Here is a 20,357-nt window from a genome sequence, read left to right on the forward strand (position 1 = left end):
GGATCGTTGGGTTTTCGAATCGGGCCAAGCCTGCAGGCGCCAATTGCGGCCTGGAGGGCGTCACAGCACCGCCTCAGCGCACTCAGCCTTCCCGCAACCAACGCGCCACCTGCGGTGCGAAATAGGTCAGCACGCCATCGGCGCCGGCGCGCTTGAACGCCATCAGCGCTTCCAGCACGCACTTGCGTTCGTCCAGCCAGCCATTGGCGGCGGCGGCCTTGAGCATCGCGTACTCGCCGCTGACCTGATAGGCGAAGGTGGGCACGCGGAATTCCTGCTTCACCCGCCGCACCACGTCCAGATATGGCATGCCCGGCTTGACCATCACCATGTCCGCGCCCTCTTCCAGGTCCAGCGCAATCTCGCGCATGGCCTCGTCGCTGTTGGCCGGGTCCATCTGATAGGTGGTCTTGTCGGCCTTGCCCAGATTGCCGGCGCTGCCGACCGCATCGCGGAACGGGCCGTAGAACGCCGAGGCGTACTTGGCCGAATAAGCCATGATGCGCACATTGAGATGGTCCTGCGCATCCAGCGCGCGGCGGATCGCACCGATGCGGCCATCCATCATGTCCGACGGCGAAATAATGTCCACGCCGGCTTCGGCATGCGACAGCGACTGCCTGACCAGCGCCTCGACGGTGATCTCGTTGAGCACATAGCCCTTGGCATCGATGATGCCATCCTGGCCGTGCGTGGTGTACGGGTCCAGCGCCACGTCGGTCATGATGCCGAGTTCGGGAAACCGCGCTTTCAGTGCGCGCACCGCACGCTGCGCCAGGCCGTCCGGATTCCAGGCCTCGGCCGCGTCCAGGCTCTTGCCGGCCGGGTCGATCACCGGGAACAGGTCGATCACCGGAATGCCCAGCTCCAGGGCCGCTTCGGCTTCGTGCAGCAATTCGTCCAGCGACAGGCGCTCGACGCCGGGCATGGACGCGATCGGCGCGCGGCCGGACAACTCATGCACGAACACCGGCCAGATCAGGTCATCGGTGGTCAGCGTGTTTTCGCGCATCAAACGGCGCGAAAACGCATCGTGGCGCATGCGGCGGGGACGGTAATGGGGATGGGCCATCATGGGCTCCTGTCAGCAGCCCGCAAGTTTACGCCCGCGACCCGCCGCAGGACGCGCTGCGACGCTGTGTCGCAGCGGTGCAACGGGCCGGATCACGCTGTGATCAATGCAAATGCAAGCGTGATCCGCTTGGACCACGCGGTCAGCTTACCCCACAGGGAACGTGCCCGGCTGGCGGCGGTGCCACGCGTCGATCTTCTCCATCGCCAGCCGGCGCACGGCCCTCCGAACTCGCGCGACCTGCCTGGAAGGCGACGCCGCGTGCTAGATCACGCCGCCGCCCAGGCTCAGTCGGATCACCCCGACCACGATCACCAGGCCGTTGAGCAGCAGACCGGTCTTGGCACGTCCGCGATTGCCGGCCGAGGTGAACAGCAGCGCGATCGCCGCGATCAGCGCGCCCAACGCCGCAAACGGGATCAAGAACCAGTTGCCCCAGCCCAGCAACGGGATGAAGGCCAGCACCATCCACAGCAGCGCCACAATGCCCCACAGCAGGCTGATCAATCCCACGTGCCACCTCGCCATTCAAAGAAGCCCCGAGCTTAGCGCCGCGCCCGCCAAGGCGCTGTGGGCAGATGGTCACCCTGACCAATGGCGGCTTGGCGGTAGCCTCACGTGGGCATGGCTAGGGTGCGGCAAAGTCCAGAGCGATTCAGTCCGGGCGCCGGATCATCGTTGCCATTACCCACAGGGGGTTCCACCATGTACATGCAATCGCTGATCAGGAATGCCGCCATCGCGGCAGCCACCGTTGCCCTGCTGGCCGGTTGCGCCAGCAGTTCCAAGGTGATGCTGGGCCAGGCGCGCGCGCCGATCGACCCGTCACTGGTGCAGGTGTACTCCAATGCACCGGTCGGCTCGGTGGAGATCGCCCAGCTCGAATCCACCAGTGCTGCCGGTTTCGGCACCCAGGGCCAGACCGATGCGGCCGTGCAACGGCTCAAGCGCGAAGCCGCCAAGCTGGGCGCCAACGGCGTGGTCATCGTCGGCGTGGGTTCGGAACGCTCCGGCGGCGGCCTGTCGGTCGGCGGCGGCAGCTACGGCGGCCGGGTCGGCGGTGGCCTGGGCATCGGCATCCCGACCACCCAAAAGCGTGCGGCCGGCATGGCGATCTGGGTGCCGGCGGGGGCGCAAGACTAGGACCGCTCGCTGATTGCTCCTCTCCTGCTGACAGCAGTCGCTACGTACTTGCGGCCAGTCAGTTAGCTAATATGGCTGCCTTCGAAAGCGTTATCGACCTCTGATTGCCGACCCGCATGCGTCCGGGCGTTCATGGCTTGGACGCATGCCCACAAGGTGAAACCCGAGATAGGATGCGTTATCTTGCCCGGGCAGATGAGTTTGCAGGTACCGCATGCGCATCTTACAAACAAATAGGAATTGGGTGCTCTTAGCGATGATCAAATCGCCAATCGTTGATTAATTGGATCTGTTGACCTCCCTGGACATAAGGACTAGCTGATGAAGAACTTGATATGGATATTGGTATTGTTTTTTGCAGGCCAGGCCGAGATTCAGGCGCAAAGCGTTTATGAAAAGCTTGTGTGCCGCGACAATGACCCATTCGTATTCTGTACACAGGGATGCAAAGGTGCGGACAAGAATTGGATAGCGGTAGATCCAATCAGTGGGACAACAGCACCGATGCTAGGCTACTGTGTTCAACCCAGTCTCTCCGTCTGCTGCAAAGGCCCGTATTGCGGACCATGGACCCAGACTGGAATCGATGCGTATTACCAGTACAAAAGGATCTGCCCCAAAGCGATGAAGCGAGGTAGTTGGAATGGCAAGAGGCCGCCTGAAAACGTTCCTCATGACCATTGAGTGCAGATGCACTGGATAATCGTCGTGAAGCGGCACATGCGCATCAGACGATGCATGGCTGCCTGCGCTCTTTAGCCTCAAAGAACCGGACCGGCTAGTTTCGGCAGGTGCCGATCACTTCTGCCGTTTGAAACGCATTGCACCCGTTCAATGTAGCTACAGTCTGAAGACGTCGGAGTCGATCCATCGGCGCGTCATTCGGGACCGCGCCGCAGATCCAGCCTCATATAGCTGTCAGAGTCAATCAATTTGACTGGCTGTGATTACCTAGCTGCGCTGGGATGAACTGCGTCTCCACCGCCTTGGCCAGTTGGTCTGGTGGCAACAGGCCCTGGTCGAGCAGGAAGTTGTTGAAGGCCAGGCGGTCGAACTTCTTGCCCAGGACCAGCTCGGTGCGCATGCGCAGTTCGAGGATGCGGGTGTAGCCGTAGAAGTAGCTGCCGGCCTGGCCGGGGGCACGGACGGTGTAGCGGTCCAGTTCCTGGCGGGTCATCGCTGGCGAGAGGCCGACGTCGTCTTCGAGCACCTGGCGTGCGCGTTCGCGGTCGATCAGGCCGAGGTTGAGCATCGGGTCGAGCATGGCGCGGGCGGCGCGTAGCAGGCGGAACTGCAGGGCGATCAGCTGACCGTCGAGCGGTTCGTACGGGACCATTTCGGCTTCGGCATACAGCGCCCAGCCTTCGACATTGACCGAGTTGAACGCGAACAGGCTGCGCGCCAGCGACACGCCGCGTTCGACCATGGCGGTGAACTGCAGCTCGTGGCCGGGGCGGCCTTCGTGCGCGCTGAGCGTCCAGGCGGCCGATCCGAAGTTGAAGTCGTCGTACTGCTCCTTCTTGGCGCCGTCGGCGGTCGGGTTGCCCAGCGGCAGCACGAACTGGCCCTGCTGGCCGGTATTGCCGATCAGCGGTGCCGGCAGGAAGTGCGGCGCCGGTTGCGCGGCACTTTCGGCGGCACTGCCCAGGCGCATCTGCATCGGGCGATTGGGCACATCGACGATGCGCTGCTGGCGGATGATCGGGTCGATCTGGTCGATCACGCCGCGGTAGTGGGTTTCCAGCTGGTCGTCGGCGATCTTGTTGCCCTTGAGCGCACGGATCACCTGTACATAATCGCTGCCCTGCACGCCCTTGGCCTTGGCCACCAGCGGCGCCAGCTGGCGCATCGCCGAGCGGGTTTCCATGAATTCCAGCTGCGCGCGCTGAATCAGCTGCTGCGGGGCGATATCGATGCCGACCTGCTTGAGCTGGAAGGCATACAGCGGTTCGGGCAGGCGGGTGTCCTTGCGTGCCTTCGGCAATACTGTGGTGCGGGTCCAGCTGGCGTAATCCTTCAACTGGGTGGACATCGCCTTGAGCGCTTCGTCACCGCCGGCGATCTTGTACTTGGCGAACAACTCGCCGATGCCGGCGACGTAGGTGTCCACGTTCGCCAGCGCCTGCTCCACTTCGCGCTGGGTGGGCTGCAGCAAGGGGGTGTTGCCAAGCTGTTCTTCGTAGCGCTGGCGGGCCAGCGTGGTGGTCGGCGTGCTGCCCGGCACCAGGCCGACGTAACGCTTGAGGCGATCCAGCGCCTTGGCGCGGCGCTCGGGCACGGTCTGGTCAGACAACAATCCGTTGAGGCCACTGAAGACCAGCTGCGGCGCATCGTTCCACGGCAACAGATAGCGCTCGTTGAGTTCGCTGCCTTCGATGTTCTGCTCGGCCGCAGCGATCATGATCTGCAGGTCCTGGCGCACATTGACGTCGCGCTCGGTGGCCAGCTTGGCCTGCAACGCGGCGCGTGCCTTGTTCATCGCATCGCGGTAGCGCGCGGCGTTGTTTGGCCCCAGGTCGATGACCTGGTCGTCGTAGCCGGGCACGCCGAAGAAGCTGGCGTATTCGGGCTGGAATGGCGCCTGCGCGTTCAGCAGGATCTGTGCATAGCCATTGCTGGTCTGCACCCAGGCCGGCGTGGCAGGTTGGGCCTGCGCGGCCTTACCGGTCTGTGCCTGCAATGGCAGCGAAGCACCGAGCGCCAGCGCAATGGCGAGAACGAGTGGTTTCATGGGGCTGATCCGCAAGTTGAGTAGCGCGACCCTACCCATCCGCAGCGGCTGCGGCAATGCGTCTTAGGTCATGGTCGGCAGGAGTGCGGCGGCGCTTGCGGGTCGGCTACCAGGTTGATTGGATCGGCGGTCTGCTGGCGAATGTCAGCATTTGCTGGCGCCATCGCCGTGCTTGCGGCTGGCGTCCGCCTGGCGCCGGCTTCCCTCGCCGCGCGGCCCGTGCAGGTCCACGCTGCGACGGGCATCTCCTGCCCGACCGCTCTGGTGAATGTCGCCGATGCCAGGCATCGGCGGTCGTTTACCACTGCAGTTCCGTCTCCCCGGCACCGATTGCCGGCCGCTCAGGGCATCAGGCAGCGCTGGATAAATGCCTCCGCGGTCTTGTAGCGATGCAAGGCAGTGCTGCCGGACAAGCCGTGCTTGGCGCCGGGATAGGTCATCAATTCGAAGGCAGTACCGCGCGCCTGCAACGCGCTCATCAGTGCGGTGGAGTTGGTGAACAGCACATTGTCGTCGGCCATGCCGTGGATCAGCAGCAACTTGGCACGCAGGCCGTCCAGATGGGTGGCGATGCGTGCGTCGCGGTAGCCGTCGGCGTTGCCGGCCGGCAGGTCCATGTACCGCTCGGTGTAATGGGTGTCGTACAACCCCCAGTCGGTGACCGGTGCACCGGCCACGCCGCAGGCGTAGGCGTCGCTGTGTTTGGCCAGCAGCATGAGCGTCATGTAGCCGCCATTGGACCAGCCCTGCACGCCGATGCGGGCGGGATCGACCCAGCGCTGCGCCTTGAGCCAGGCCACGCCTTGCAGCTGGTCGTCCACTTCCACCGTGCCCTGCTTGCCGTACAGCGCGCCACCGAAGGCACGGCCACGCCGCGGGGTGCCGCGGTTGTCCAGCGAGAACACCACGTAACCACGTTGCGCAAGATATTGATCGAACAGCGCATCGCCACGGCTTGGCCAGGCATCGAGCACGGTCTGCGCGGCGGGGCCGCCATACACGTACACCATCACCGGATAGCGCTTGGCCGGGTCGAAGTCGTCCGGTTTGATCAGGCGATACTGCAGCGGCGTGGTGCCGTCGGCAGCGGTGAGCGTGCCGAATTCCACCGGGCGCTGCGCGTCACGGTATCTGGCATACGGGTGCTGCGGATCGGCCAGATCGTTCTTCAGCAGTGTGGCAATTTTTTGGCCATTGGCGCGAAACAGCTCGATCTGCGGCGGCGTGGTGGTGTTGGACCAGCTGTCGACATACACACTGGCGTTGTTGGCGAAGCTGGCGGCGTGCGTGCCGTGGGTTGTCGAACGTTGTTCGATCGCACCGCCGGCCAGCGGCACGGCGTAGATATGGGCCTGGGTCGGCGACTCCTTGCTGGCGGAAAAATACACCGTACCGGCTTGCTCATCGACGGCGAGCAGTGCATCGACCACCCAGGCGCCGGAGGTCAGCGGCGTGAGCGTGCGGCCGTCTTCCGATGCCACATACAGATGTTCGTAGCCGCTGCGCTCGGAATTCCAGATGAAACGGCCGTCCTTGAGAAAACGTAGATCGTTGTGGAGCGGTACCCAGGTCGGCGAGGTCTCGGTGATCAGCACGCGTTGCTTGCCGCTGGCCAGCGTGGCTTCGATCAACTCGAGGGTTTTCTGGTCGCGCGACTGGCGCTGGAAGGTCAGCCGCTGCGCATCGCGCCAATCCACCCGTGCGAGATAGATATCGGGATTATTGCTGCCAAGCTCGATCCAGCGCGGCGCGGCGTTGGCGCGCGGTGCGATCACACCCAGCCGCACGGCCACGTTGGGCTGGCCAGCCTGCGGATAGCGCTGGCTGATGACCTCGGTATGGTCGGCATAGACCTCCGGGCGCTTTTGCACCGGCACGCCGGATTCGTCGATACGCGCGAAGGCGATCGCCGAGTCGTCCGGCGCCCACCAATAGCCGGTGTGGCGATCCATTTCCTCGTCGGCGACGAACTCGGCCACACCGTTGCCGATGGTCTCGCTGCCGTCGCTGGTGAGCTGCAGCTGCTTGCCGCTGACCAGGTCGATCACCCACAGGTTGCGCTCGCGCACGAAGCTGACGAAGCCGCCCCTGGGCGAGAGCTTGGCGTCGGTGGCGAAGCCTTCGCCGTGGGTGAGCTTGCGCACTGCCGCCGCGCCGGTCTTGCGCAGGTCGTACAGATACAGCTCGCCACCGAGCGGGAACAACAGTGCATGTGCGTCCGGCGCCCATTGGTAATCGACGATGCCGGCGAAGGCAGCGATGCGTTGGCGCTCGCGGCGGGCCTTTTCGACATCGCTGAGCGTTTCGGTGCCGGGCAGCACGAGCTTGGAATCCACCAGCAGCCGGGTCTGACCGCTGGCGATGTCGTACTCCCACAGATCCAGCTGATTGCGGTCGCTGTCCTTGCCGCGCAGGAAGCTCACGCGCGAGCCATCGGGGGCGACCTTGGGTTTCATCAGCGTCGGGCCGGACAACGGCAATGGGCCGGTGATGGCGTCGAGGGTGAGTTTTTCGGCGTGGGCGGTGGTGATCGTGCTGAGCATGAGGGCAAGGGCTGCGAACAGGGCGCGCATCGAAGATCCTGTCTTGAGATAGCACACAGGATGCGGGCGTGTGGGGTGTTTGAGAAGCGCGGCGATGCTGCGCGTGCGCGATGAAGGGCTGCGCGCGGTTGTGGGCGTGTGCTGCAGCATGGTGCTGGGGTTGTTGTCGCTCAGTTTCTAGCGAGCAGAGGTGCGTTTGGCTGATGGTCGCAGGCGGCGCGCTGCGGATGGTGCATGCGCGTTTCGTGGTGCGCAGGTTACTGGGGGCGATGGGTCTGGCTCCACTTGCGTACCTTCACCCCAACCCCTCTCCCGGGGGAGAGGAACTCGGGCGCCGTGTGGAACTGCCGTGCGTGCCGCGCTGTTGTTACTGCGCCCTCAACGCTTGCCGAACAGATGCTTGCGCTCTTCCTCGCTCAGCGGCTTGCCGGCGTTGGGGTTGACCTGCTCCTTGAGCGCATACGCACGTTGCGTGGCCGGGCGCGCGGCGATGGCGTCGTGCCAGCGCTTCAGATGCGGGAGCTCGGCGTAATCGGGGCGGATGTCGGCGTAGACCTCGATCCAGGGATAGCTGGCCATGTCGGCGATGCCGTACTCGGGGCCGGCCAGGAATGCCTGCTCGGCCAGGCGCTTGTCGAGCACGCCATGCAGGCGACGCACCTCGGCGTTGTAGCGTTCGATCGCGTAGGGAATCTTTTCCGGCGCGTAGACGTTGAAGTGGCCCATCTGGCCACTCATCGGCCCCAGTCCACCCATCTGCCAGAACAGCCACTCCAGCGCGGCGATGCGGCCACGCGCATCGCGCGGCAGGAAACGGCTGGTCTTCTCGGCCAGGTACAGCAGGATGGCGCCGGATTCGAACACGCTCTGCGCCGGGCCGCCGTCGGCCGGTGCGTGGTCGACGATCGCGGGCATCTTGTTGTTGGGCGAAATCTGCAGGAAGGCCGGCTCGAACTGCTCACCCTTGCCGATGTTGACCGGCTTGAGCGTGTAGTCCAGCCCGGCCTCTTCCAGGAACAAGGTGACCTTGTGGCCGTTGGGGGTGGGCCAGTAGTAAAGGTCGATCATCGTGCGCTCCAGTTCGGCAAGGGGTGGCACGCAGCGCGCGCCTTGGCGATCGATGGTACGACCAAGCCCGCGACCGGTGCGTGCGCGTGCGGTGGTGCTGGCTGGAACGATGTGTGACGCGATTGGCTCGTGGCCGATGCTGCAGTGCAAATTGACTTGGTTAAGCCTGCGCTCACAAATGCACGATTGTGTCATCGACCTTCGCCTGTCCTCTCTGGGGCCGGCTATCTTCATTTGGGGAAGAAATCATTGTGAGAGAGCCACGCACCCTGCCGCGCACGCGGCGTCTGACGTCTGCCCTGCTGTTTGCCCTGTCGACGCCGCTGGCCGCGCAGACCGCGCCGGCACCGCAGTCCGCATCCACCGTCCCCGGCGCGAGCCAGGCCGATCCCGCCACGCTCGATGCGGTGCAGGTCACCGGTATCCGCGGCAGCCTGACCTCGTCGATGAACGTCAAGCGCGATGCGCAAGGCATCGTCGACGGCATCGTGGCCGAAGACATCGGCAAGTTCCCCGATACCAATCTGGCCGAGTCGCTGCAACGTATCAGCGGCGTGTCGATCGACCGTTCGCTGGGCGAAGGCTCGCGCGTCACCGTGCGCGGCGTCGGCCCGGACTTCAACCTGGTGCTGTTGAACGGCCGGCAGATGCCGGGCGCCAGCATCGAGGAATCCAACGCCTCCAATTCGCGCGCGTTCGACTTCGCCAACCTGGCGTCGGAGTCGATCTCCGGCATCGAGGTGTTCAAGACCAGCCGCGCCAGCACGCCCACCGGCGGCATCGGTGCGACCATCAACATCAAGACCAGCCGGCCGCTGGACAACCCGGGCCTGCATGCCAACGTCGGCCTCAAGGGCGTACACGACAGCTCCAACGAGAATCTGCCCGGACGCCTGCAGGGCGATGCGCTGACCCCGGAAATCTCCGGCATCTTCAGCAACACCTCGGCCGATGGGCGCTTCGGCGTATCGCTGAGCGGCAGCTACCAGGAACGCGACTTCGGCTATAGCCAGGTCGGCGTGCCCAACGGCTGGCGCTCGTTCCGCGGCGATTCCACCGCCTACGGCACCATCCCGCAGCCGGGTACACCGGGCTCGGAAAACATCGTCAACCGCCCCGGCCCGAATGACATCTACTCGGTGCCGCAGAACCTCAACTACCGCGTGGTCGGCGTCGAGCGCCAGCGCACCAACGGCCAGTTGACGCTGCAGTACAAGCCGCTGGACAACGTCACCACGACGCTGGATTACACCTATTCGGAAAACAAGATCCAGCAGCAGCGCAACGAGATGTCGGTGTGGTTCAACTATGGGCCGTCGGCCAGCGCCTGGACCAATGGCCCGGTCGCCGGGCCGGTGAGCTATTCGGAGATCGTCAATCCGGCCACCAGCGATCTGGCCACCGCCGGCTCCAATGCGGCCACGCGCAACCAGAACAAGTCGCTGGGCTTCAACGTGGATTGGGCGGTGAATGACCAGTTCAAGCTCAACTTCGACATCCACCGCTCCACCGCAGAAGCCGGTGCGGACAGCCCGTTCGGTTCCAGCAATTCGCTGGGCGTGTCCGGTTTCTACCGCGGCACCTCGGTGGTGGATTTCAGCAAGGATTTCCCGGTGTTGCAGCAGCAGTTGGGCTTCGGCCTGACCGGGCTGGATCCGTCGCGCACCTTGGTCACCGGCTCGGCGTTCCGCAACAGCTACATGAAGTCGGAGATCGACCAGGCCCAGGTCAACGGCGACTTCACCTTCGAAAATTATTCGCAGTTGAAGTTCGGCATCGGCAGCACCGAGGTCAAGAACCGCTCGGCATTCTCCAACGTGCAGCGCGACACCTGGGGCGGTGCCGGCACCGCGGCCGATTATCCGGACGATCTGTGGATCCCCAGTTCGTTTGCGCAGTACTTCGATGCGATCGACGGCAGCGGCAATCCGGCGCAGTTCAACCAGCTGTTCCTGTTCGACTTCGAACGTGCCCGCCAGGCGGCCGCGCAGGTGGCCGGCGACGATGCGCTGTACCGCACCTCGCCGGTGTTCACCACCGACCGCCGCGTGACCGAAAAATCCAAGAACGCCTACCTGCAGTGGAACAACAGCTGGGACGATCTGCGCGTGCCGATCAGCCTGGCCGCCGGTGTGCGTTACGAAGAAACCAAGGTGGAGGCGCAGGCACTGGTGCCGGTGGCGGTGGGCATCGACTGGGTCGCCAACAACGAGTTGCCGATCCGCCTGGCCGACTCGGCGTTCGCCAGCGGCAGCGGCAAATACGAATACTGGCTGCCCAGCCTGGACCTGAGCTTCAAGCTCACCGAGGATCTGGTGCTGCGCGGCAGCTACGGCGAAACCATCGGCCGGCCCGGCTGGGGCGACATCCAGGGCGGGCAGACGCTCAACCAGATCGCGCGCCTGGAAGGCGGCACCGGCCAGGAAGGCAATCCCGGCCTGAAGCCGCTGCTTTCGCACAACATCGATTTTTCGCTGGAGTGGTACTACAGCGATGCCAGCTACGCCTCGGTGGGCTTCTTCCGCAAGAACATCGACAACTACATCGGCGTGACCACGCGCAACGACACCTCGCTGGGCCTGAACACGCCAGTGGGTGGTGCGTACTGGAACGAAGCGCTGGGCAACGGCTGCGCCTCGGCCGACCTGACCTGCATCCGCAACTACATCTTCCGCAACCGCGGCGGTGCGCCGGGTGTGGTGCGCGGGCCGGACGACTCCAACGGCAACGCCACCGGCGTGATCAGCGGGCAGCCGGGCGATCCGGTGGCCAACTTCGCCATCACCGCGCCGGCCAACCAGCGCTCGGCCTCGCTGGACGGTTGGGAATTCAACCTGCAGCACATGTTCGGCGACAGCGGCTTTGGCGTGTCGGCCAACTACACCATGGTCGACTCCGGTCTGACCTACGACAACTACGTGATCGGCGAGCAGTTCGCGCTGGAAGGGCTGAGCGATTCGGCCAACGTGGTCGGCTTCTACGACCGGGACAAGTGGCAGGTGCGTGCGGCCTACAACTGGCGCGACGAGTTCCTGGCTGCACGCTTCGACGGCAGCGGCCAGCCCAACCCGGTCTACACCGAAGCCTATGGCCAGCTGGACCTGAGCATCGGTTACCAGTGGACCGAGAACCTGTCGCTGAGCCTGGAGGCGATCAACCTCACCGACGAGGTGCAGCGCCAGCACGGCCGTCACCCGAACCAGATCATCTACGCCACCCAGACCGGCCCGCGCTACATGCTGGGCGTGCGTTACAAGTTCTGGTGATGCAGCGCGTTGGTCATGCAGTGATGTTCTTTTAAGCGCTCCCGGCAGCGAGTCTGCCGGGGCGTTTCGCACGGCGCTCTCGTGGCGTTTCCCGGATGTGTCGCATCCGGGACTTGCCATGCCGAAGCAACTGTCCAAGCATGGGCCACGCGCCCCGCGTGATGTTTCTTTCCCCCCATGACCAATGCCGTGTTGTTGAACAACCTCGATCACCGCGACCTGCGCGTGATCACCACGCACGGCGCCGCCTACGGCGACGACGTGATGTCGGCCGCGACCTTTCCGCAGGAGTTCCGCCAACTGCAGGCGCAGTACCCGATCGTGTTCCATCGCAGCGGCGAGCGCAGTTTTCAGCCGCTGGCATTGCTGGGATTACGCCTGGGCGAGAACCTGTTCCTGGACGGCGCGCGCTGGGATGCGCCGTACGTGCCGCTGGCGATCCAGCGGCAACCGTTTTTGATCGGCGAGCAAGAGGACGGGCCGATGGTGCACGTGGACCTGGACAGCCCGCGCATCAGCCGCAGCGAAGGCGAGGTGCTGTTTCGCGAACACGGCGGCACCAGCGAGTTTCTCGATCACATCAGCCAGGTGTTGCGCACCTTGCACGATGGCCTGGCCGCGAGCGAGGCCTTCGTCGACCGCTTGCTTGGCTACGACTTGCTCGAACCGTTCGTGTTCGAGGCCACGCTGCAGAACGGCCTGGAATGCCGTCTGACCGGGCTCTACGCCGTGCACGAGGAACGCCTGCGCGCACTCGACGATGCGGCCTTGCTCGACCTGCACCGGCATGGCGATCTGGAGCCGTTGTACATGGCGGTGGCCTCGATCGCGCAGTTCCGCCATCTGCTCGACCGCATGCAGCGCCGTCATGCTGGCTGAGCCGCGCGCCATCGAAGAACGGCACGGGCTGGACCCGCAGCAGCTGGACCCGGCCGTGCTGCGCTCCACCACGCCGTTGGTATTGCGCGGGCTGGTGCGCGACTGGCCACTGGCGCAGGCCGGCGCCACCTCGGCGCAGGCCGCCGCCGCCTACCTGCGCGGTTTCGATCGCGGCGAAGCGGTGGTGGCACAGGTCGGCCCGCCGGACATCGGCGGGCGCTTCTTCTACAACGCGGACATGAGCGGCTTCAATTTCCGTCCCGAGCGCGTGCCGCTGGGCGTGGTGCTGGAGACCTTGTTGCGCGATCTGCACAACCCGCAGCCACCGGCGATCTACGTCGGCTCCACCACGCTGGACACCTACCTGCCCGGCCTGCGCGCGCACAACCCGATCGCGCTGCCGCAGCGCGAGCCGCTGGCCAGTATCTGGATCGGCAACCGCACCCGCATCGCCGCCCACCAGGACCTGCCCGACAACCTGGCCTGCGTGGTCGCCGGGCGCCGCCGCTTTACCCTGTTTCCGCCGCAGCAATTGGCCAATCTGTATATCGGCCCGCTCGATCTCACCCCGGCCGGGCAGCCGGTCAGCCTGGTGGATATCGCCGCGCCGGACCTGCAGCGCTTTCCACGCTATGCGCAGGCGCTGGAACACGCGCTGGTGGCCGAGCTGGAACCGGGCGATGCATTGTTCATTCCCAGCATGTGGTGGCATCACGTCGAAGCGCTGACACCGTTCAACGTGCTGGTGAATTTCTGGTGGCGGCAGAGCCCGGCCTACATGGATTCGCCGATGAACGCGCTGATGCTGGCGCTGCTCACCCTCCGCGACCTGCCAGCCGAGCAACGCGCGATCTGGCGGGACGTGTTCGACCATTACGTGTTCGATGCCGATGCGGACACCGCCGCACACATGCCGGAGTCTGCGCGCGGCGTCCTGGCGCCGATGGACGAGGCCCGTGCCCGCAGCCTGCGCGCGCGGTTGCTGCAACGCCTGAATCGCTGAGGATCTGACGCCATGACCGACACCGCCTCTTGCGACCCACAACAGCGCCCGGTACGCCGCGTCGTCATCGCCGGTGGCGGCACCGCCGGCTGGATGGCCGCCGCCGCGTTATCCAAAGTGCTGGGCCGGCATCTGCAGATCGTGCTGGTGGAGTCGGACGAGATCGGCACCGTGGGCGTGGGCGAAGCCACCATCCCCAGCCTGGTCACCTTCCACCGCCTGCTGGAGATCGACGAGGCCGCGTTCATGGCCGCCACGCAGGCCACCATCAAGCTGGGCATCGGCTTCGAACACTGGCGCGATGTGGACCGGCACTACATCCACTCCTTCGGCCACACCGGCACCGATCACTGGAGCGCGGGCTTCCAGCATTTCTGGTTGAAGGGCCGGCAGCGTGGCCTGGCGCGCGACTTCGGCGACTACTGCCTGGAACTGCGTGCCGCGCAGGAAGGCCGCTTTGCGCATCTGCCCAATGGCGGCATGAATTACGCCTATCACCTGGATGCCGGCCTGTACGCGCGCTTCCTGCGCCGCTTCAGCGAAGGCTTCGGCGTGCAGCGCATCGAAGGCCGCATCGGCAGCGTGGAGACCCACGCGCACAGCGGCTATCTCACCGCGCTGACGCTGGACGACGGCACGCGGGTGGAAGGCGATCTGTTCCTGGATTGCACCGGCTTTTCCGGCCTGCTGATCGGCAAGACGCTGGGTGTGGGCACGGACGACTGGTCGCAGTGGCTGTTCGCCGACAGCGCGCTGGCGGTGCAGACCGAATCGGTCGGCGCGCCGGTGCCCTACACCCGCTCGCGCGCCGATCAGGCGGGCTGGATGTGGCGCATTCCGCTGCAGCACCGCGTCGGCAACGGCATCGTGTACTCCAGCCGCTACATGGATCAGGACAGCGCCGCGCAGGTACTGCAGCGCAATCTCAGCGGCCGCGCACTGACCCAGCCGCGCGCACTGCGCTTCACGCCCAATCAGCGGCATCGGGTCTGGGAAAAGAACTGCGTGGCGCTGGGGCTGGCCAGCGGCTTCCTGGAGCCGTTGGAATCGACCAACATCCATCTGATCCAGCGCGGCATCATCCGGCTGATGCAGACCTTTCCGCAGGTCATCAACGATGTCGACATTGCCGAGTACAACCGCCAGGCCGCCGCCGAAATCACCCATATCCGCGATTTCGTGATCCTGCATTACCACGCCACCGACCGCCGCGACACGCCGTTCTGGCGCGATTGCGCGGCGATGGACATCCCCGACACGCTGCGTCACCGGGTGGAGTTGTTCCGCCAGAGCGGGCGGGTGTTCCACCAGGCCAACGAGCTGTTTGCCGAGAATTCCTGGGTGCAGGTGATGCTGGGCCAGGGCATCACGCCGAAGCAGCACCACCCGGTGGCCGACCTGATGGGCGATGCCGAGCTTCGTCATTTCCTGGAAACCATCCGCACACGGGTCGATGCCGCATTGGCGCGGCTGCCTGCGCATGCGGACTTCCTGCACCGCTACTGCCCTGCGCCGCCGCTGCCCGAGCCGGCCACGCGGCTGCCGGCCAACGCCGCGCTGGCTACCGGAGCGCGATGAATTTTGCGCCCGGCAGGCGCCCCCCTTGGCTTAGACCGCCCCAGCAATGCTAGATTGCCGCTTTGCCGTCCATTGCGGGAACAATGGCCGGCCTCGCCGCAGCATCTTTCGCAATCGGGGTAAGGGGGACGCATGTTGGATCTGACACAGGGCCGTATGGCACGCCGGATCGCGCCGGTCATTTTGTTGGTCGGCCTGGCCGCCTGCTCCAAGCAGGACGACAAGGCCGCCGCCACCGCGCCTGCCACCGGCACCACGCCTTCGGCACCGGCCGCCGCGCCGACGCCGGCCACCGCAGTGTCGCCGCAGGTGCAATCGATGGCCGCCGACCAGTTGCGCGCATCGGCCACCAAGGCCTTGCAGGACAATCGCATGTACGCCCCGGCCGGCGACAACGCGGTGGAGTACTACCTGGCCTTGCGTGAAAAGCAGCCGCAGGACGCCACCGTCAACAGCGCGCTGACCGACCTGCTGCCGTACACGCTGATCGCCGCCGAACAGGGCATCAGCCGCGAAGAATTCCCCGAAGCGCAGCGCCTGATCGCGTTGATCGAAAAGGTCGACCCCAAGGCACCGGCACTGCCGCGGCTGAAGAGTGGCCTGGAGACCGGCATGAAGACCGCCGCCAGCCGCTCCGAGCAGGATGCCGAGCAGGCCAAGAAGCTGGTCGAAGACAAGGCCAAGCAGGCGGCCGAGCAGAAGCGTCTGGCCGAGCAGCAGACCCGCGAGGCGGCCGCTGCTCAGCAGATCGCCGCGCAACAGGAAGCCGCCCGCCAGCAGAGCGCAGAGGCCGAACGCCAGGCTGCGGCGCGCCGTCAGGCCGAGACCCCGACGCCTGCTCCGACCCCGGCCGCCCCGCGCCCGGCCCCGGCGACTGCCGCAGCTGCACCGGCCGCGCAGTCGCTGCGCCCGATCAGCACCCCGGCACCGCGTTATCCCCCCGAGGCGCTGCGCGCCGGGACCTCCGGCGAAGTGCTGGTGGAGATCACCGTCGGCACCGATGGCTCGATCACCGCCTCGCGCGTGCTGCGCGCCACCCCGCCGCGCGTGTTCGACCGCGAAGCGCTCAATGCGGTCAAGCGCTGGCGCTTCGAACCGGTGGCCGCACCGGTGACCACGCGGCGCACGCTGTCGTTCAACCCCGGTGGTTGAGTGGTGCGTTGGGCGATCGAGTGCATCTGCATGCGGCTGAGTGAGTGAGTCTGTTGCTTGATTGCTTGATTGCTTGATTGATTGCTTGATTGCTTGGTTGCTTGGTTGCTTGGTCGTTGATCGCTTGATTGGTCGATCGTTTGTTGATTGCTGGCTGATGGCCAATGGCTGCCGATGATCGATGCACTGCACTCCCGGCGAATGTCGGGCACCAAACAAAAAGCCCGCAGCGATGCGGGCTTTTTGTTTGCTGGTGATCCGTACCCTCATCCGCACTTCAGACACCTTCTCCCAATGGGAGAAGGAACATCAACCGGAAATCGCCAGCCGCTCCTGGTGATAGCGCCGCACCGCCGCGTACCACAGCACCGCGGCCACACCGAAGCCCGCCAGCAGATACACCGCCCAGGTCTGCGCGTTGATCTGCTCGTGGCGGATCACCTTGAGCAGCATCTGGTTCTGCGCCAGAAACGGCACCGCGAAATGCCATAGCTGCGTTTTCAACGGATACGCCATCAGCGCATAGCCCGGCAGCATCGGCAGCAGCAACAGCCAGGTCATATGCGCCTGCGCTTCCTTCATGCTCTTGGCGGCGGCGGCCAGATAGGTCAGCAGCGAGGTGCCGACGAACAGCATCGGCACCAGGATGAACAGCATTTGCAGCATCGGCACGAAGCCGACGTTGAGCTGGCGGCCCAGGTTCGAGGTGGACAGCTGCGCACTCAACTTGAAGGCCAGCAAGGTCAGCAACAGCGACACCATGCCGATCACGCAGGCGGCGGCGATCTTGCCGCTGACGATCGCACTGCGCGGCGCCGGGGTGGCCAGCAAGGGTTCCAGCGACTGGCGTTCGCGCTCGCCGGCAGTGGCATCCAGAATCAGCGAGGCGCCACCCAGGAACGAGGTGATCACCAGCAGCACCGGCAGCAGCATCGCCATCATCTGCCCGCGCTTGGCGTCGGCGGTGGCCAGATCCTGCGCGGCGATTTCCAGCGGCCTGCCCACCTGCGCATCGATACCGCGCGCCAGCAGGCGCAGTGCACCCACCTGCTGGCTATAGCTGCCGAGCGCAGCCTGCAGGCGCAGGCTCGGCACGTCGGCCTCGCGCCGCGTGCTGTCCTTGATGACCTCCACCAGGGCCGGGCGCCCGGCGCGCCAATCGTCGGCGTAGCTGTCGCTGATGCGCAGTGCCACATCCACATCCTGATTGCGGATCGCGGCGGTCAGATCGGCCGGCGCATCGACCGCATTGAGCCCCTGCGCGGCCAGGAACCGCACCAGATTGGGCGCGTTCTCGCGGCCGAGCATGGGGATCTCCAACGGCTTGTCGATCTGCGTACGCACACGGCTTTCGCTCAGTGCGCCCATGCCCAGGATCAGCACCGGATACAGCAATGGCGACAGCAGCAAGGCCAGTGCAAGCGTGCGGCGATCGCGGCCGATGTCGCGCAATTCCTTGCGCAGCACCGTCCATAGCGTGGACAACAACGATGTGGTGCTCATGCGTGCAGTCCCTCGTCCGAGCCGATCGCCTTGACGAAGGCGTCCTCCAGATTGTCTTCGCCGGTGCTGGCGCGCAGTTCGTCGGCACTGCCGCAGGCCACCACCGTGCCCTTGGCGACGATGACGATGCGATCGCACAGCGCCGCCACCTCCTGCATGATGTGGCTGGAAAAGATCACGCAACGCCCCTCGGCCCGCAGTTGCTGCAGGAAGCCACGCATGGCGCGCGTGGTCATCACATCCAGCCCGTTGGTGGGCTCGTCGAGGATGACGTTGCGCGGGTCGTGCACCAGCGCGCGCGCAATCGCGGTCTTGGTGCGCTGGCCCTGGCTGAAGCCTTCGGTCTGACGGTCGAGAATGTCGTCCATGTCCAGCGCGGCCGACAGCAGGCGCGTGCGCTCGGCGATCCGCGCACGCGACAGGCCATGCAGCTCACCGAAGTAGGCGATGTTCTCGCGCGCGGTCAGCCGCTTGTAGACGCCGCGCGCATCCGGCAACACGCCCAGCGCGCGGCGCACCGTCACCGGGTCGCGGGCGGCATCCACGCCATCCACGGTGACGCTGCCCTGGTCGGGCGACATCAGCGTGTAGAGCATGCGCAAGGTGGTGGTCTTGCCGGCGCCATTGGGACCGAGCAGGCCGGTGATCTGGCCATCGGCAGCACTGAAACTGACCCCATCGACCGCCTTCACCAGCCCGGTCTTGGTCTTGAACGACTTGTGCAGCTTGTCGACGACGATCATGCGTGCGCCTCCGTGGCGTGGTCGGTGCGGCTCATGGTTCCCATCCGTTGAACGAGGTAAACGCGGGCACATTGTTGAGGCTGGCCACGCACTGCGCATCCAGTGCCTTGGCATTGGCGGTCTGCAGGAACTGGCCCAGCACCTTGGGCATGCAGCCCAGTCGAAACACCCCGTGGCCCTGCCCCGGTGCCACCAGGTGACGGCCATTGGGCAGGCCCTGCAGCACACGCTCGGCATAGCGCGGCGGCGTCACCGGGTCCAGCTCGCCCGACAGCAACAACACCGGCAGGTTGGATTTGAACGGTGCGGCGTCCGCAGCCGGGGTCGGCTTGGTCGGCCAGGCCTTGCAGGGCGCAAAGAACATCTGCGCCACCTCCGCTCCCAGCAAGGTGTCGTCCTTGCCGGATGGCGGCGTGTAGCGGCCGGCGTCTTCGCTGCACAGCACAGACCATTGCATCGGGCGATTCATCTGGTCGGACATGTCCGAGGCGCTCATCTGCGCCAACGCCATCAGCGAGGCGTAACGCCCTGCCGCCGCCTCGTCCAGCACCAGCGGCAACAACGAGGCGGTTTGCGGCACATACGAAAACCCGAACGCCAGGCCGACCACGGTATCGGCCGTCACCTGCTCGTGGTGCAGTTCACCGGTGCGCGGGTCGCGGTAATCCACCGCAACCGGCGCCTGACGCAAGCGCTCCACCACCTGCCGTAGCTGCGTGCGCGTGTCCACCGGGAAGCGTTTGGCGCATGCCACGTCCTTGCGGCATCGGGTGGCCTGCAACGCGATCGCGTCTTCGAACGTGCGCGCGAACTCGCCGCCGATCACCAGATCGTTTGGCGCCACGCCATCGATCACCAGCGTGCGTGTGTGTTGCGGATAGCGCGCCGCATAGTGCTGTGCGACCCGGGTACCGTAGGAGCCGCCAATCAGGTTGAGCGTCTGCACGCCCAGTGCGGCGCGCACCGCATCCAGATCGCCAATCGCCTCGCTGGTGGTGAAATAGCGCGGATCGGCATCGTTGCGTAGCCCTTGTGCACATTGGCGTGCGTAATCGGTCAATTGCTCGGCGGTGGCGGCGCTGCTGTTTTCCAGTACGAGCGGCTTGCCGGCGGCATCGCGGCACGCAAGCGGATGCGAACCGCCGGTGCCGCGCTGGTCCACCAGGAAGATGTCACGCCGTTTGCGGACTTCATGCAGCCCCATGTCCACGATCGCGGCGACCTGGGTGGCCGATTGTCCCGGTCCGCCGGCGATGAAGAACACCGGATCCGGCGTGCTGCCGGCGCCGGCCTCGCTTTCCAGCCAGGCGATCTTCAGATCGATGCTGCGCCCGGTCGGCGCGGCCGGGTTTTCCGGCACGCGCAGGCTGGCGCATTGCGCCTCGATATTGCCGGCCGCGCTGCCGGAACTCAGCGTGCACGGTGCAAATTGCAGCGTGCCGTAACGATTGCCTGCGGCGGTGACGGGCTGCGGCTTGGCCTGCGGCTGCGCGAGGCCGGGCGTGGCTGCGCCCGTCTTGGTCGTGGCAGCCGTGTTTTCAGCCGGCTGGTCCGCAGGCTGGCATCCGGTTGCCAGCAATGCGATCAGCAGCGCCGCCACCAGTGTGGGTTGCTTCACCATGTTCACCATCTCTCCTGATAGTTCCTGTCCCCTGACGCCGCATCCGGTCGGGTGT

Annotated in this window: 14 protein-coding genes; 6 read left to right on the top strand and 8 right to left on the bottom strand. The window is 65.5% G+C overall.

From position 1 onward, the window contains the following. Positions 1 to 82: 82 nt before the first annotated feature. The gene (gene hemB, locus ACCQ04_RS19065) at positions 83 to 1,072 is read right to left on the bottom strand and encodes a porphobilinogen synthase (protein WP_179466034.1); all 990 of its coding nucleotides are present in this window, start codon (positions 1,070 to 1,072) and stop codon (positions 83 to 85) included. A gap of 264 nt (positions 1,073 to 1,336) precedes the next feature. Beyond that, the gene (locus ACCQ04_RS19070; protein ID WP_024939083.1) at positions 1,337 to 1,579 is read right to left on the bottom strand and encodes a hypothetical protein; all 243 of its coding nucleotides are present in this window, start codon (positions 1,577 to 1,579) and stop codon (positions 1,337 to 1,339) included. A gap of 198 nt (positions 1,580 to 1,777) precedes the next feature. Between ACCQ04_RS19070 and ACCQ04_RS19075 the strand changes: the two genes are divergently transcribed. Further along, complete coding sequence (locus ACCQ04_RS19075) at positions 1,778 to 2,215, top strand: hypothetical protein (RefSeq protein ID WP_167710025.1); 438 nt, start codon at positions 1,778 to 1,780, stop codon at positions 2,213 to 2,215. A gap of 928 nt (positions 2,216 to 3,143) precedes the next feature. Here ACCQ04_RS19075 and ACCQ04_RS19080 read toward each other — a convergent pair. From ACCQ04_RS19080 to ACCQ04_RS19090, 3 genes are all read right to left on the bottom strand, one after another. Then, positions 3,144 to 4,946 (bottom strand): DUF885 domain-containing protein, encoded by a 1,803-nt coding sequence (locus ACCQ04_RS19080; protein ID WP_226427928.1) that lies wholly within the window; start codon positions 4,944 to 4,946, stop codon positions 3,144 to 3,146. Positions 4,947 to 5,287: 341 nt separating this feature from the next. Then, positions 5,288 to 7,519 carry a S9 family peptidase gene (locus ACCQ04_RS19085; RefSeq protein WP_226427927.1) on the bottom strand — a complete coding sequence of 744 codons (2,232 nt, stop codon included), beginning with the start codon at positions 7,517 to 7,519 and terminating at the stop codon, positions 5,288 to 5,290. A gap of 348 nt (positions 7,520 to 7,867) precedes the next feature. Further along, positions 7,868 to 8,557, bottom strand: a complete 690-nt coding sequence (locus ACCQ04_RS19090; RefSeq protein WP_104553141.1) for a glutathione binding-like protein — start codon at positions 8,555 to 8,557, stop codon at positions 7,868 to 7,870. A gap of 251 nt (positions 8,558 to 8,808) precedes the next feature. Here ACCQ04_RS19090 and ACCQ04_RS19095 point away from each other — a divergent pair, with 251 nt between their 5' ends. The 5 genes from ACCQ04_RS19095 to ACCQ04_RS19115 all read left to right on the top strand — a co-directional run bounded on the left by ACCQ04_RS19095 (position 8,809) and on the right by ACCQ04_RS19115 (position 16,435). Further along, positions 8,809 to 11,823: a TonB-dependent receptor gene (locus ACCQ04_RS19095; RefSeq protein ID WP_184616101.1), complete on the top strand. Its 3,015-nt coding sequence runs from the start codon at positions 8,809 to 8,811 to the stop codon at positions 11,821 to 11,823. Positions 11,824 to 12,000: 177 nt separating this feature from the next. Then, positions 12,001 to 12,702 (top strand): SapC family protein, encoded by a 702-nt coding sequence (locus ACCQ04_RS19100; RefSeq protein WP_226427926.1) that lies wholly within the window; start codon positions 12,001 to 12,003, stop codon positions 12,700 to 12,702. Then, positions 12,692 to 13,705: a cupin-like domain-containing protein gene (locus ACCQ04_RS19105; RefSeq protein ID WP_104590275.1), complete on the top strand. Its 1,014-nt coding sequence runs from the start codon at positions 12,692 to 12,694 to the stop codon at positions 13,703 to 13,705. The genes ACCQ04_RS19100 and ACCQ04_RS19105 overlap by 11 nt, the downstream gene beginning before the upstream one ends. Positions 13,706 to 13,717: 12 nt before the next feature. Next, complete coding sequence (locus tag ACCQ04_RS19110) at positions 13,718 to 15,283, top strand: tryptophan halogenase family protein (RefSeq protein WP_226427925.1); 1,566 nt, start codon at positions 13,718 to 13,720, stop codon at positions 15,281 to 15,283. Positions 15,284 to 15,415: 132 nt separating this feature from the next. Next, positions 15,416 to 16,435, top strand: a complete 1,020-nt coding sequence (locus tag ACCQ04_RS19115; protein WP_226427924.1) for an energy transducer TonB — start codon at positions 15,416 to 15,418, stop codon at positions 16,433 to 16,435. 309 nt (positions 16,436 to 16,744) lie between these two features. Here the strand turns inward: ACCQ04_RS19115 and ACCQ04_RS19120 are convergent, their stop codons facing one another. From ACCQ04_RS19120 to ACCQ04_RS19130, 3 genes are read right to left on the bottom strand one after another with little or no spacing between them, the layout of a single operon-like run. Continuing rightward, positions 16,745 to 17,938, bottom strand: a complete 1,194-nt coding sequence (locus ACCQ04_RS19120) for an ABC transporter permease (protein ID WP_226427923.1) — start codon at positions 17,936 to 17,938, stop codon at positions 16,745 to 16,747. Continuing rightward, positions 17,935 to 18,681 carry an ABC transporter ATP-binding protein gene (locus ACCQ04_RS19125; protein WP_024940732.1) on the bottom strand — a complete coding sequence of 249 codons (747 nt, stop codon included), beginning with the start codon at positions 18,679 to 18,681 and terminating at the stop codon, positions 17,935 to 17,937. Before ACCQ04_RS19125 ends, ACCQ04_RS19120 begins: the two co-directional genes overlap by 4 nt. Positions 18,682 to 18,712: 31 nt before the next feature. Further along, positions 18,713 to 20,308 carry an alpha/beta hydrolase gene (locus ACCQ04_RS19130; protein ID WP_226427922.1) on the bottom strand — a complete coding sequence of 532 codons (1,596 nt, stop codon included), beginning with the start codon at positions 20,306 to 20,308 and terminating at the stop codon, positions 18,713 to 18,715. Between the last annotated feature and the right edge of the window lie 49 nt (positions 20,309 to 20,357).

Origin of the sequence: Xanthomonas sp. NCPPB 2866 (genome assembly GCF_041475745.2) — a bacterium.
Classification (GTDB): Bacteria; Pseudomonadota; Gammaproteobacteria; order Xanthomonadales; family Xanthomonadaceae; genus Xanthomonas; species Xanthomonas arboricola.